Source organism: Actinomadura violacea (genome assembly GCF_017573465.1).
GTDB classification, from domain to species: Bacteria; Actinomycetota; Actinomycetes; order Streptosporangiales; family Streptosporangiaceae; genus Spirillospora; species Spirillospora violacea.
In genome coordinates, this window is record NZ_JAGEPF010000043.1 from 45,114 (window position 1) to 58,243 (window position 13,130).

Sequence of the window (13,130 nt, forward strand, 5' to 3'; positions counted from 1 at the left end):
CAGCCGCCCGACTTGTTCAGGAGCCCGCAATGAGGACCGGCCACCGAGGGCCGATGTCGGGCAGATCGTGACCGGCCAGGCCTACAAACTCGTGCATCCCACAATGAGGAGCGCCCAACGAGGGCCGGTGTCGGCGGCCGTTGCCGGCGGGCACCGCCGCCACAAGGTTCAGCCCGCAATGAGGATCGGCCAGCGGGAGCCGGGTCGGTAGGCGTCGGCGTACGGCAGGTCGTCGCTGTGGTGGCTCCCGCAATGAGGACCGGCCGTCGAGGGCCGGTGTCGGAGCGGTACATCAGCATCTCGGCCGGCGGGAACCCGAACCCGCAATGAGGACCGGCCGTCCGAGGGCCGGTGTCGGCTTGATTCCGTGTGCGCGGGCCCGCTGCGCAACGATGTACCCGCAATGAGGACCGGCCATCGAGGGCCGGTGTCGGGATACCGGGCTGGACGCCCAGTTCCGTCTTCTTCACAGCCCCGCAATGAGGACCGGCCGTCGAGGGCCGGTGCCAGCGCCGGCAAGAAGATCGGCTGTACCACCTATGACCAGGTCCCGCAATGAGGACCGGCCGTCGAGGGCCGGTGCCGGGCCAGGTGACCTGCTGGAATGACGGTGAGTGATGAAATTGAGAAGAATCGATGTCCGCTTTGTGCTCACAAAGGACGCTTTGGGCTTCGGGACCTTTCAGGGCTCTTGTGGGCGCTGGTGGTTCCGAAGTCAGGTTTGCATGGTCGGTGCCTGTGGATCCCGACCGGATGGACTTGCGGCAACGACGCGATGGTTCACCAGTTCGTGGTGGCTGGTGTGAGCACACGAGCGCTCTTTGGCCCTCGGAGCTGTGTTCGCTCGGCTGCGGCCAGAGCGAAGATCGTCATGGTGCGCAGTAGTTTTCGGTTGGGTGTGGAATTGATGTCGGGGTGTTCGAGGAGTCCCTGTACTGCGTGCAGGTCGAGCGGTTCGGTCCAGAGGGGCCAGATCATCAGGTTATGGCGTGGTCGTCGATGCCAGAGGGTTGAGGTGACCGTGTCTCCATTGCCGGAGAGCTTGAAGAGGCGTAGCGCCTGGGTTGCGAGCCAGGTGGCGCCGGGAACGCCGGCTTCCGTCGACTTGCCGTGGGGGTGGTCGGCTGCGCTGCGGACGACACGGTGGTCAAGGTATTCACCGGTGAACTTGTCGACGCGTCTCCATGCGGTGAGGGCTTCCTTCAGATAGGAGGGATCTTTGCGGACCTCTTGGAGAGGATTCATAAAGAAGGAGCGGAGGCTTTGCTGTCCAACGGGTGCGCAGAAGGGAGTGAGGGCTGCGCGTTGCTGCTCGTCGATGGCCAGGTCGGTGACGAGGCAGTGGAACCAGTGTTCGGCCTCGCTTCCGAGGTCGGCGATGCGAGCCGCCAGGGCGGGGTATTGCTCGCGTGGCACGCGCATGGGGTCTTTCTGTCCCAACGTTTCCCTGGCGGCGGCACCTGATTTGCTTGGTTTGGCCAAGGGGAAGCGGTCGTCGACATCGACGATTGCGGTAGTGTCCTTCGCTCTAGCGACGATACCGGCCAGAACCTCGGTTATTGCGTCGATGGATTCGAGGTCGCTGTGGAGTAGGGCGTTGCCAGTGCTGTCGGAGAAACTCAGCTTGATCGGTGCGTCGGTTTCGTCGGTCAGTAGGCGGTGCATGCCGAGGACGGCAAGGAAGCCCAGCGGGTCACGGCCGTCGAGCGCCGACAGTTCGATCGTGGTCATGGGGCTTCCTCGTCGCGTTCTGAGCACCAGATGTCGGCCAGCCTGACGATGGCCTCCAGCAGGGCGAGGCCCCAGCGGCCGTGAGCCTGGTTGAGGTCATGGAAACGGCGTGGGCTGTCCCAGTCGATGCCGTGGTCTGCGGTCATCTCGAATTGGCTGCCGTTGAGGTCTACGCGGATGGTGTCGGGTGCCGGATCGTTCACGGGAGGAAGCAGTGGTCGACTGCGTCCGTGGTGTGCCGCGACGAGGTGGATCAGCAGGTCGTCAGCCGGGGCGGTGGCTTGGATGATCCGTGCCGAGAGCGCTTCGTGACGGAGCCCAGGCGGGTATTCGGCCAGGGTGCGGGCTCGGCGGAACGCGTCTCGGTCGGCCGGGTCCATTCCGGACTTGGCGAGCAGTGAGCTGCTTTCCGTGTAGGCGCGCAGGGGCCGCTGGTGCAGCATGGCTTGGAACCGCTTATCGCGTTTTCCCTCATCGTGGTGCCGTGCGGCGGTAATGACGGCAGTGGAGAGGGGCTCGGGAAGCCCGAGGTTGTGAGCGAGCTCCTTGGCGCGGGCGGCTACCGCTGCTTGATGTTCGACCAGGCCGATCTGTTTTGTCGCGCCTGTGGAGGATTCCAGCGCTCCTTCGTCGCCGCGTAGTCCTCCGCCGCGTGCCGCCAGCAGCACCGATAGGCGGCCGTCTGCCGTAGGGAGTAGCACGGTCGTGCAACTGGAGGCGAGTGTGCGCAGGTTCCGCAAGAACGGCAGAGCAGCGGTGTCGTCAACGCGCGGAAGAGCACGGCGGAACGAGGACGCAGGCGGAGGGTCCTCCGGGGCGCTGGTCAGGTCGACCAGGTCCTTGAACTCCTCGACCAGGTCGGGGTGGTAGACGCTGAGGGTGTGCAGGAGTTGGGGGCGGACACGCAGGAGGGGGCGTCCGCGTCGTTCGGCGAGGTCGGCGATGTCGGTGACGGGTGCGGTCGATGCCGGGTGCCAGCCGTAGCGGTCGCAGCCGCCCCGTTCAGCGGCGACAACGATGGTGTCGCCGGGGTTGATGTCGCGGACGGTCACCGGGGTGACGGCGCGTTCGGACCCGTCGTAGCGGACGCCGATCCAGCCGCCGGGATCGGGGAGGGAAAGATCGTCGGGTTGGCCTTCGAGAGCCGAGACCGGGGTGTCGGTCTGGCCGGTCAGCCATCGGCGGACGGCGCCGACCGGCACGCCGACGGCTTCCTCGACGCTCGGCGGGACGGCCTGCAGCGGTTCTGTCCACTCCGCCGGGTCGGCGGGCAGACCGGAGCGCCACACGAGCGACACATCGGGGCGTCCACGACCGAGACCGTGCAGATACGGTGCGACCGGTGGATCCGGGTGCGGGGCCGGGGAGGTCTTGACCCAAGCGTCCAGGACGTTCTCGGTCAGCGCCGGAATGTAGACGGTTTCGGCGTGCATGGTCGCCCTGCGCTGTGCGGGGAGGGCGTTGGTGAGGGCGCGGAGCGCGAGCGGGTGAACGGGCAGGCCGCTCCCGAGCCGTCCGGGTTTGTTGGGCGCGATGGGGTCGGCCTGTTCGCGCAGCCAGGACCAGGTTGCCTGCCGCGCCGCCCCGTACACCGGGTCGTCGGTTCCGGTGCTGGAGTCGTGGACGACCAAGGCGTCGCCGCGGTCGCGGTCGCCGAGCCGGTTGAGGCGCCCCAGACGCTGGATCAGCGCGGCCAGGTCCGCCGATTCGGTCACCAGCGCGTCGACGTCGATGTTCGCGCCGACCTCGATCGTCTGTGTGGCCACCACGATGAGGGGGCGCCCTGTGCGCCTGGCGCGGCCCGCCTTCATCCGGTCGTAGTACTCGCTCAGGAGGTAGGCGGCCTCCAGCGGACGGTTGCGGCCAGTAAGCAGGACCCGGTCGAAAGCGGGTTCGGGGATCTGTTCGAAGACCGCTCGGGCTCTTGCGACGGTGTTGCAGATGACTCCGACGACCGCCGCCGAATCATCAGGGCCTGCCAGCGCGGTGGCCCAAGCGGCCATGAGCCCGGAGATGACCGAATCCGCGTTGTTCTTGGTGACGCGCGGGTGCAGCAGATGCAGGCGGCGATCGGCTCGCAGCCGCCGACCCGCTACTGCGTGAGCTTCGTCCTCCCTCCCGATCCGGTGAACATGGACCTCTTCACCGCCGGCGCCGCCCTCACCGTCAGCGGTGGTGGTGGCCGACATCGTGATCAGGGTGGGGACGTTCCCGGCCGGTTCGTGGGCTCGTAGAGCCTGGACCGTGGCTTGGAACGGTGCGGCCAGGTGCGCCTCGTCGAGCACGATCAGGCTCTCAGCGCCGACCAGAGCCGCGTCAATAGAACGCAGATGCTCACCGACGCCGTAACCGCGGAACAGCAGCCGACTTCCGACCTGGTCGATGGTGCCCACCACAACGGCGAATCGATCGGGCCGCTCCAACCACAGCCACGACCACGTCACCCCGCCACGCATCCGCGTCGCCTGCAGCGGCACCGTGTCACCGGGCTGGCGCAGGGCCTCAGCGACCCTTCTCGTCCACGGGCCCTGCCCTTCACGCAACGCATGGGCGAGGTGAGCGGCGTGGTCGTGAGCCTCGTCCACGATGAGGCGCCGGTCCACGACGAAGAACAACCGGCGTCGTGCTACCTGCGGTCGAGTTGCGGCCACGAACGCGAACACGTCGATGACGGAGGTCTTGCCCAGCCCGGTGGGCACGTCCAGGACATCGGGCCAACGGCCCTCGGCCAGCACACGCTCGACCAGGGCCCGTTGCCACGGGAACGGTCGGTGCCCGTGCACCTCCTGCACGAACTCCGCGAACCCGTCAGCGGTGAAGGCGATCACGAGACCTCCGCGGCCGGCACGAACAGCCCCAGACCCGTATAGCGCATCGACCCGGCCAAGACGGGGCCGATGACCGGGCGGTCGAAGGTGACGCGGACGTGGACGATCGGCTTGGAGGGCCGGTGCCCGGGCATCGTGTCGCGACGCGGCCGATGCAACGCCCCCTTGAGCATCGCAGCCGGTGAGAACTCGCACTCGACCGGCTCGGGCAGCCCCGCCCGCACCAACGACCGCTCGACCTCTTTCATCACCCCGGCGTCGCCCTTGGACTTTTTGAGATACCGGTCCAGCATGATCGGTGTCGCGGTCACCCAAGTCCGGCTCCCGCCTCGGCCAGCCGCCGTCCACCGTTCGGCCTGCAGCCCTCGCGTCAATGCCGTCGACGGTAGATACTCCACTTTCAGGACCTGGTCTCGGCGCAAGGTCAGCCGCTGCAGAGGGCGTTCGACCAGCGCCCCCCACAGCCGTGCATATGCCTGACGCCGCAGCTCTCGCGGCACCGCCACGGCAACGCCCAACAGCCTGCCGTCAGCGTGCCGGTTCCCTACATTCGGCAAGGCCAGGTAACCGACATGGGTGCTGGTGTCAGCGCCATGCCCCGATACCTCCGGCGGCACGTCGGTTCCGATCCGGTCCAGCACAGCGGCACGCAGACGGTCCGTGACCGTCAGCAGCATCTCACCGGTCGGCTTCACGCTGCCCGCCTCGAACCCGAAGATCAGCATCTCGTCGAACGGCGACACCGCCGGCGGCTCGACCGGAGCCGGTTTCGGATAGCTATACGGCGTGGTCCGGTTGGCCTCCCAGGACCGCCGCCCTTCAGCGAAGATCTGACGGAGACGCTCGGTATAGCCCGGGTAGGGAACTCGTAGGGCAAGAGTGTCCGGCTCGCCGAGCTGCGCTGGTTTCAGCGTCGCCCATTCAGCGCGCATTAGCGGCGTCTCGTCTTGGACGCGCAAGGTCACCGGCGAAGTTGAACGCCCCAGATAGGGAACTCGCCGGGCGAGGTTCGTCAGAGTCTGGAGCGTGGCGGGTTGCGGGGAGGCGTCCGGCCAGACGAACGCGAACTCACCGTCACCGGGCTCTGCGCTCAACCGGATCTTGGTCTGCGCCGTCCGGCCGAGCTGATGCTGGCTCGTCGGTTTGGTAGCCGTGATGTTGGTGACGACGAACCCCTCACGCCGCCTCGAGGTGAAGACCGGTGACGCCCAGACTTGCGGATCACCTGCGGCCTCCAGCCACCGCAGCGCCTCCCAATCCTGTTCGCCCGTGACGGAGGCGACAAGGGCGCAGAAGACCCGAGCCGGGTGAGGTGGCCATTCGGGCTGGTCCTGCCGGGTGCCGCCGGCGTCGTAGCGGCCATCGCGCAGCCGGGCCAGGATCGACAGCGGCACTGGTCAGTCCTCGCCGGTGGTCTTGGTCACCGCGTGCTCGATCGCGTCCGCCAGTCCCTTGAACGGCGTCAGCTCGATCGTCTCGGTTCCCATGACCAGTCCGCTGGCAGCGGTCCGCTCCCGCAACTCGTGGAATGCCTCGATGGCCTGCTCTGCGGACAGCGTGAACTCCTCGACCTCACCACCATCCTTCTCGAACGCCAGCGTCTCGCTGACCCGCACCAGATCGCAGCCGGAACGCAGCCACACCGACGGACGGTCGAACGCCAACCGGTCCCCCGCAAGCGCGAGCGCGAGCAGCGTCGCCCTGGCCAGCCGCACGCACTCATCCAAGGCGTCACCGAATCGGACGCGCTCAAGCCCACCCAACGAGATCCACGCGTCCCGGCGGCCCTCACTGACAACCACACCGCCCGGCACATCGCTCGCCAGTGCACTACCGTGCCCGATCTCGCTCAGCCGAGACCCCTTCGCCTTCACCCCGACAGCGCGGAACTCCCAGTCCGTCTCGGCATTGTCCGCGTCGTCGATCGCGCCGCTCAGGTTCATCGGGTCACGGCGCATACTGCGCCGGTTCCCGACCTTCGGATCCAGGCCGAACATCGAGGAGGTATAGAACCGGGCGAACTTCGGCCACCGCCCCTTCCGATGAGAATCCCACGCCCCGTAGATCAAAGAGCCGGGGTCGAGTTCGAGCAGCGGGCGAGCGTCCTCCTGGCTCACCTGACGCAGCCGCTTACCGACCTCGCTCTTGTCGAACCGGATCCCGTCCACCAAGCTGTCGCGTAGGTAGGCGTCGGCGTACCGGTGCGGGAACTCCAGCGACGTCAGCCGAACCGGCCCCCGAGTCGTCTGCGCCTTCAACTCGAACAGCGGCAACTGGATCCGGCCCTTGTCCCGAGCGGCCAGCAGCGCCTCCTCGATCCGGTTCGCCTGCGACGGAACCTGATCCAGCACCACCGTGTCGCGCATCTCGCCGCCCACCCGGCGGCCCTCCACCAGGTAGGGCCCCTCCGGGAACGTCGGGGGCATCACCTTGTCCTCCGCCGCTGGACGGTAGACACCGTGGATCGACACCCCCGCGTCCACCCGCTCCTCTGCGACAGCCGCCAGCAGCCGTTCCACGAACGCTGACCCCATCAGAACCTCCCCGTGACCGCCGATGCCTCGCGTAACGCAGACAGTACGAGGAGCCACTGACAGTCGCGGCGAAACGAACGACCCATGACACCGCTAGCCGAAACCGGCCACACCAAGATGCCGCTAGACCGCAGAGGCCAGCCCATCAGAGCGGGGTGGCGCCCTCCTCAAAATACAAGATCCCAACAATGATGACCGGCCCGCCAAGGCCGGTGGCACCCACTCGAGCGGGTGCATGACGATGCCGGTGGGGACCCCGCAATGATGACCGGCCCGCCAAGGCCGGTGCCACCCAGTCGAGGGGGTGCATGACGATGCCGGTGGGCTGTCCGCAATGATGACCGGCCCGCCAAAGCTGGCGGCACGATATCTGAATAGGGACTATAGCCTTCGTGTTCGTCAAACCGCACAGGGCGATGTCCTCTTTGTGGTCGACGGCGCCACCCGTCCTTCAGAACCACCACAGCGTTGGCTGTGTACCGGTGGTTCCGAAGCGATAGGTGTCGAGGGCGTCAATTAGCGCTGGCGGGCCCCGACGATGATGAATGTGCGGGTGATCACTAGCTGGCCGGTCGCCGCGTAGGCGTCGCTACTGCGCCCATGCTGTGTGTACCCCCTATGGGATCCGAACCGGCGCTTCGTTGGTTGCCGAGCCGTGGTGCGGTCTTCTGGGCCCCGTGGAGGCTCCTGTGCAAACGGGATTCGTGCGGCATTCCTGAGACGCCTCTTACATGTAACTGTGAGTGACTGATCGCTTCGTGGTCATGTGATCGGGTGGTGGTTCCGGGATTGAGGCCTGCTGGTGTGGCCATGGTGTGGCCAAACGGCCTGGAAGTGCATTGGATCTTGATGGATGGGGTGGCCGCATGTCCGCTTTTGAGTGGACTTTGCGGCACGCGGCCACCCCCTGCGGACGGGTTACGGCGCTCTGCTAATGCGGTTTGGGTTTACCGCCCATCCGGGGTTCAAATCCCCGATCCTCCGCCACCTGACCAGGGACTTCGCCCGAGATTGAGATCTTGGACGAAGTCCCTGTCGCGTTCCAGATGCCCGTTTTTCCGCGCCTGGTGTGCACATGGTGTGCACGGGACGTCGGCGGAGTGCGCTCGTTCCCAGCTGAGGCCGGGTGCTGACCCTCTCAGGCTTGGTTACCCTGCGTGTTGGCCGCGCCTGTTCCGGCGGTCCGCGAATGAGATCACGTTGGTGGCTGCGAGGGTCCTCGTCAGCGGCTGGCGAGGGACGACCGCCGCCACTGCCCTGGAGACCTCTGGAAGCACCGAGGAGTAAGTGTCGGCGGTGAGCGAATGAAGCGAGTGCCCGAGCGTCTCGCCGATCACCTTCATGGCGATCTTGCCGAGTAGCGCCAAGGTGGTCGCTCCATGCCGCTGCGCGATCCGCCGGACTGGACCGCTCGACGACGTCCAGGCCAAGCTTCGCTCCATCATCAAGCGCCTTCTGGCCGAGCACGGCTACCCATCCGAAGAGCAGCCCGACGCCATCTAGGAGGTCATCGAACGAGTCCCCCAATGCCGAACACTGACCACCGCCGGCTCAACGCCCCCACTCCTCACCGAGGTCCATGAGGTGGGACGCGCTTACGTGCGGGTGATCACGTCTCCGCAAGTCGAGTGGACCAGCGTGATGGTGCCGACGTCCGGTGGATCGTCAGTTATGGACTTCGACCTCGGGTGCGCCGTGGTCGGCGAACCAGCGTTGGAGGTCGTCTCCGTCGAGCAGATGAGGTGACTCGGCGCCGACGTCGACAGGGCCACTGACATGGCCGGTGGCGCCGTCGAGACGCGAATCCGCCATGCGGGCCTCCAAAAGGGCGGTCGAGCTCGTGGGTCCGCCGAAGTCGCACGCTCGCAGGTCGGCGCCGCGCAGGTCCGTTCCGGCAAGCCATGCTCTCGCGAGATCGGCCCCGCGGAGATCGGAATTTCGCAGGTCGGCTTCCTCGAACTCGCATGTCCGGAGATCCGCGTCGACGAGCAGTGCGTTCCGCGCATCGCAGGCTCGCCCCTGCGCCTTCCGTAGAAGTGCGCCGCTCAGGTCGGCGCCGCGCATGCTTGCTGCGATCAGAGACGCTCTTCCCAGTTCCGCGTTGCGGAGCCTGACGCCGTCCAGGATCGCCTCGTCCAAGCAGGCGCCGAGTAGTTCGAGGCCGGACAGGTCGGCGCCGGAAAAGTCGAGGCCGTCGCCCTCGAAGCACGGAATGAAGCCCTCGGGGTCCTCGGGAAGAGCGTCGAGGTAGGCCTCCAGGGCCTGCCTCGCGGCCGCATCACGCGGAAACGCGCCGACGTCTCCGCGGGTACGTCCAAAGTTTTCACTCATGGTTTCCAGATTACCTTCCCCTGCCACTCCGGATAGGCGGGGACTAATTGTTCAACCGCGATGACCCGCTCCGCCGTCATCCCGATGAGTCGATGGTTGCACTAATCCTTTTGTTCAATTCTTTGCTTGCCGTTGCAGTGAAGAGTTCGGCCGACTTTGGTTTTGGAATTGGTTGACCTGGGTTCTTGGTAGGGCGTGGCTCCAGCCGGGTTTTTCGACTCGGCTACGGACCCCGGTGGGCGCGGTGATTGCCTGGGCGCTGGAGGTGCGGCCGGTAGTGGCCCGGCGAAGGGTGGGCGGGGGTCGTTACGGTACGGGCGTGGATCGACGCGTGTTCGGCATCTGGGCCGCGGTCGTGTCGCTGCTCGCGCTGGTGGACGCGCTCGGGTGGTGGAAGGACTACGCGGACGGGGCGCACAGCGTCGGGCTTGGCCTCGCGCAGACGATGGCGTCCTCGCTGACGTGGCTCCCGGTGAACATCAGCGTGTATCTGCTCACCATGTGGTTCCCGGTCAGGCGTCCCCACGTGGTGCGCGCGGTCATGGTGCACCTGGTGGGCTACCTGGTCGCGCTCTGCTGGCTCAGCGGGCGGATGTTCCTGTTCGATCCGGTGCTGCACTGGATGCCTCCCGGGCAGGGGTTCGGCGACGAGTACCTCCGGAACCTCGGGGCCTATCTGGCGATGTACTTCGAGTGGGTTGGCGTCGCCCACGGGGTCTACTACTTCGTCCAGCACCGGCGGCGGCGGGAGCAGTTGGCGCGGGCCCGCGAGGAGCTGACCCGGGCCGAACTGCAGGCGTTGCGGGCGCAGGTGCGGCCGCATTTCCTGTTCAACGCGATGAACACCATCGCGTCGTTCGTCCATGACGACCCGTCGCGCGCGGAGGAGATGGTCGTGCGGCTGAGTGCCCTGCTGCGGCGGTCGCTGGAGCATGACGGCTCGCTGGAGGTGACGTTGCGCGAGGACCTGGAGGTCCTGTCCGCCTACGTGGACATCGAGCAGGCCCGGTTCGAGGACCGGCTCGCCGTGGATTGGCGGCTGCACCCCGGGGTGCTGGACGCGCTGGTCCCGCCGCTGCTGCTGCAGCCGCTGGTGGAGAACGCGGTCCGGCACGGCATCTCCCCCCGCGACGCGCCGGGCACGGTGACCATCACGGCCCGGCCGGAAGGGTCTTGGCTGCGGCTGATCGTCGCGGACGACGGTGTCGGGCTGCCGCCCGGCCGGCCGCGCACCGGGATCGGGCTGGCCAACTCCCGCGCCCGGCTCGTCCAGATGTACGGCGCGGAGCACCGGTTCAGTGTCGAGCCGCGGCCCGGCGGTGGCGTCGCCGCGACCGTCCGGCTGCCGCTGCGGACGGCGCGGACATGATCAAGACGTTGATCGTCGACGACGAGCCCCCGGCCCGGCGGCGGCTCCAGCGCATGCTGGCCGCCCACGACGACGTCCACGTGCTCGCCGGGTGCGGCTCGCCCGCCACGGCGCTCGCCGCCCTCCAAGGGCACCGGCCCGACCTGGTCTTCCTCGACATCCAGCTGCCCGAGGGCGACGGGTTCGGCATCCTCGACGCGATCTGGGGCCGGCACGACCCGGCCGTCGTGTTCGTGACGGCCTTCAGCGACCACGCCGTCCGCGCCTTCGAGGTCGACGCGGTCGACTACCTGCTCAAGCCGTACGGCCGGGACCGGCTCGACCTGGCGCTCGACCGCGTCCGCGACCGGCTGGCCCGGCGGACCGCGGCCCCGGCGCTGAACCGGCTGCCCGTCGAGATGGGCGGGCGGATCCGGCTGCTGGACCTGGACTCGATCGACTACGTCCAGGCCGAGGACGGCTACCTGCGCATCCACGCCGGCACCCGCTCGCACCTGGTCCGCGGCACCCTGGCCAAGCTCCAGGAGCGGCTCGGCTCGGCGGAGTTCCTGCGGATCCACCGCTCGGTCATCGTCCGGATCGACCGGATCCGCGAGCTGGAGGTCCTCGGCCACGGGGAGATGCGGCTGACCCTGTGCTCCGGCAGTGCCCTCATCTCCGGCCGCGCCTACCGGGACCAGGTGCGGGCCGCGCTCGGCCTGCCGACCTGACCGCCGCTCCCGTTCACCCCTTCCCCGCTCCCGTTCGCCGCGCGGACCCGGCCGCCGCCCCGGGACCGCTCCTAGGGTGAGCGCGTTCCGCCAACCGGCAGAGCCGTGGCCGGCATCCGTCCTCGGGGGCATGGGTGCCGGTCCTTCCCCACCGCGTGGGAGTTCGCGATGAGAAATGTCCGCCGTACCCTCGCCGCCCTGGGCTGCGTCCTCGCCGTCGCGGCGCCGATGCCGGCCGCGCACGCCGCCGCGCACGCCGCCGCCCGAGGACTCCGCTCCCCGCACCCATGCCGCGACGACGACGGCGCCGTGCAGCCGGGCTTCACCTGCTGGACGCTGACGGTCCCGCTCGACCATTCCGGCCGCACGCCCGGCACGCTCGACCTCCAGGTCGGCGCCGCCGACGGCCCCGCCAAGCCCAAGGGCACGCTGCTGTTCCTCACCGGCGGCCCCGGCCAGGAGGGCGTCGCCCTGCTCCGGCGCATCGCCGGGCGCATGCCCGAGGTGTTCGCCCAGTACCGCCTCGTCATGCTCGACCAGCGCGGCACCGGCCCGCTCGGCGCCGTCGACTGCCCGAAGATGCAGGCCCAGGTCAGCGGCTCCGACAGCGCCCCGGCCACCCCCGACGCGGTGGACGAGTGCAGCCGCCTGCTCGGCGACCGGGCCCGCTTCTACGGCACCGACCAGAGCGTCGGCGACTTCGAGGACGTCCGCCGCGCGCTCGGCGTGGACACCATGGCCGTGGACGGCGTGTCGTACGGCTCCCTCACCGCCGCCCGCTACGCCATCGCCCATCCCCGGCACGTGTCCCGGCTGGTCATGGACTCGGTCGTCCCGCACCACTGGACGGTCGCCGGAGACCTGAACCTGGTCGGGCTCACCGCCCAGCCCAGGGTGCTCCGGGACGCCTGCAAGGCCGCGCCCGCCTGCGGTTTCGACCCGGCGCAGGACCTGGCCACGCTCGTCCGGCGGCGCACCCCGGCGGGCGGGCTGGCCCTGTTCGGCGACGTCGTGGGCTACGAGTTCATCGACCCGACCTACCGCGACCCGGACCCGATCCCCGGCAGCGGCCTGCCGGGGGACATCATCGGCGCGATGCACGAGGCCGTCGCCGGCGACACCCGCCGGCTGGACGCCATCGAGGCCGTCTTCACCCCGGCCGACGGCACGCCCGCGAGCCAGCTGAGCGCGGGCCTGCACGCGGCCACCCTCTGCGACGACCTGCGCTTCCCGTGGGGCACCTCGGCCACCCCGACCCGGCTCCGCCGCCCGTTCCTCGACCGCACCGCGCGCACCCTGCCCGCATCGGCCACCTGGCCGTACACCTCGGCGGTCGCGCTCGCGCAGAGCAGCGTCCAGACCTGCCTGCGCTGGCCGGCCGAGCCTCCGAACTCCGACCCCGCCGGGCGGCTGCCCGACCTGCCCACGCTGATCCTCACCGGCGACCACGACCTCAGCACCCCGCTGGAGTGGGCCGAACAGGAACGCGCCGTCAGCCCCGCCGGCACCCGCTTCGTGATCGTCAAGGGCGCCGCCCACTCCATCCAGAACCGCGAACCCGGCCACGCCGGCCGCGACGCCCTGACCAAGTTCCTGCTGGGCTGACACGGCGGCCTCGCCGCGGTCT

At 68.6% G+C, this 13,130-nt stretch carries 9 protein-coding genes; 4 read left to right on the forward strand and 5 right to left on the reverse strand.

The features are described from left to right. Window positions 1–780 precede the first annotated feature (780 nt). The 4 genes from J4709_RS47435 to cas7g are packed head-to-tail and all read right to left on the reverse strand — an operon-like array spanning window position 781 to window position 7,078. Window positions 781–1,731: a type I-G CRISPR-associated protein, Cas3-extension family gene (locus J4709_RS47435; RefSeq protein WP_208252073.1), complete on the reverse strand. Its 951-nt coding sequence runs from the start codon at window positions 1,729–1,731 to the stop codon at window positions 781–783. Further along, window positions 1,728–4,559, reverse strand: coding sequence for a type I-G CRISPR-associated helicase/endonuclease Cas3g (gene cas3g / locus J4709_RS56020; RefSeq protein WP_208252074.1), 2,832 nt, complete (start codon window positions 4,557–4,559; stop codon window positions 1,728–1,730). The genes J4709_RS47435 and cas3g overlap by 4 nt, the downstream gene beginning before the upstream one ends. Beyond that, window positions 4,556–5,953 carry a type I-G CRISPR-associated protein Csb2 gene (gene csb2 / locus J4709_RS47445; protein WP_208252075.1) on the reverse strand — a complete coding sequence of 466 codons (1,398 nt, stop codon included), beginning with the start codon at window positions 5,951–5,953 and terminating at the stop codon, window positions 4,556–4,558. Before csb2 ends, cas3g begins: the two co-directional genes overlap by 4 nt. Window positions 5,954–5,956: 3 nt before the next feature. Next, entirely contained in the window at window positions 5,957–7,078 is a 1,122-nt protein-coding gene (gene cas7g / locus J4709_RS47450; protein ID WP_307802113.1) for a type I-G CRISPR-associated RAMP protein Csb1/Cas7g, read from the reverse strand. A 1,356-nt stretch (window positions 7,079–8,434) separates the two neighbouring features. Between cas7g and J4709_RS47455 the strand changes: the two genes are divergently transcribed. Further along, window positions 8,435–8,596 carry a type I restriction enzyme endonuclease domain-containing protein gene (locus J4709_RS47455; protein ID WP_208252077.1) on the forward strand — a complete coding sequence of 54 codons (162 nt, stop codon included), beginning with the start codon at window positions 8,435–8,437 and terminating at the stop codon, window positions 8,594–8,596. A 162-nt stretch (window positions 8,597–8,758) separates the two neighbouring features. Here the strand turns inward: J4709_RS47455 and J4709_RS47460 are convergent, their stop codons facing one another. Beyond that, the gene (locus J4709_RS47460; RefSeq protein ID WP_208252078.1) at window positions 8,759–9,424 is read right to left on the reverse strand and encodes a pentapeptide repeat-containing protein; all 666 of its coding nucleotides are present in this window, start codon (window positions 9,422–9,424) and stop codon (window positions 8,759–8,761) included. Window positions 9,425–9,743: 319 nt separating this feature from the next. On the opposite strand from J4709_RS47460, the gene J4709_RS54290 reads away from it, so the two are divergent. From J4709_RS54290 to J4709_RS47475, 3 genes are all read left to right on the forward strand, one after another. Further along, window positions 9,744–10,793, forward strand: a complete 1,050-nt coding sequence (locus tag J4709_RS54290; RefSeq protein WP_208252079.1) for a sensor histidine kinase — start codon at window positions 9,744–9,746, stop codon at window positions 10,791–10,793. Further along, the gene (locus tag J4709_RS47470) at window positions 10,790–11,503 is read left to right on the forward strand and encodes a LytR/AlgR family response regulator transcription factor (RefSeq protein ID WP_208252080.1); all 714 of its coding nucleotides are present in this window, start codon (window positions 10,790–10,792) and stop codon (window positions 11,501–11,503) included. Before J4709_RS54290 ends, J4709_RS47470 begins: the two co-directional genes overlap by 4 nt. Window positions 11,504–11,671: 168 nt before the next feature. Beyond that, entirely contained in the window at window positions 11,672–13,108 is a 1,437-nt protein-coding gene (locus tag J4709_RS47475; RefSeq protein ID WP_208252081.1) for an alpha/beta fold hydrolase, read from the forward strand. The last annotated feature ends 22 nt before the right edge of the window (window positions 13,109–13,130 follow it).

What these genes read in the sequence shown, in the direction of transcription:
- J4709_RS47470 (WP_208252080.1), top strand. Translation starts at nt 10,790, where the DNA reads ATGATCAAGACGTTGATCGTCGACGACGAGCCCCCGGCCCGGCGGCGG.
- J4709_RS47475 (WP_208252081.1), top strand. Translation starts at nt 11,672, where the DNA reads ATGAGAAATGTCCGCCGTACCCTCGCCGCCCTGGGCTGCGTCCTCGCC.
- J4709_RS47435 (WP_208252073.1), bottom strand. Translation starts at nt 1,731, where the DNA reads ATGACCACGATCGAACTGTCGGCGCTCGACGGCCGTGACCCGCTGGGC.
- J4709_RS47455 (WP_208252077.1), top strand. Translation starts at nt 8,435, where the DNA reads ATGGCGATCTTGCCGAGTAGCGCCAAGGTGGTCGCTCCATGCCGCTGC.
- J4709_RS47460 (WP_208252078.1), bottom strand. Translation starts at nt 9,424, where the DNA reads ATGAGTGAAAACTTTGGACGTACCCGCGGAGACGTCGGCGCGTTTCCG.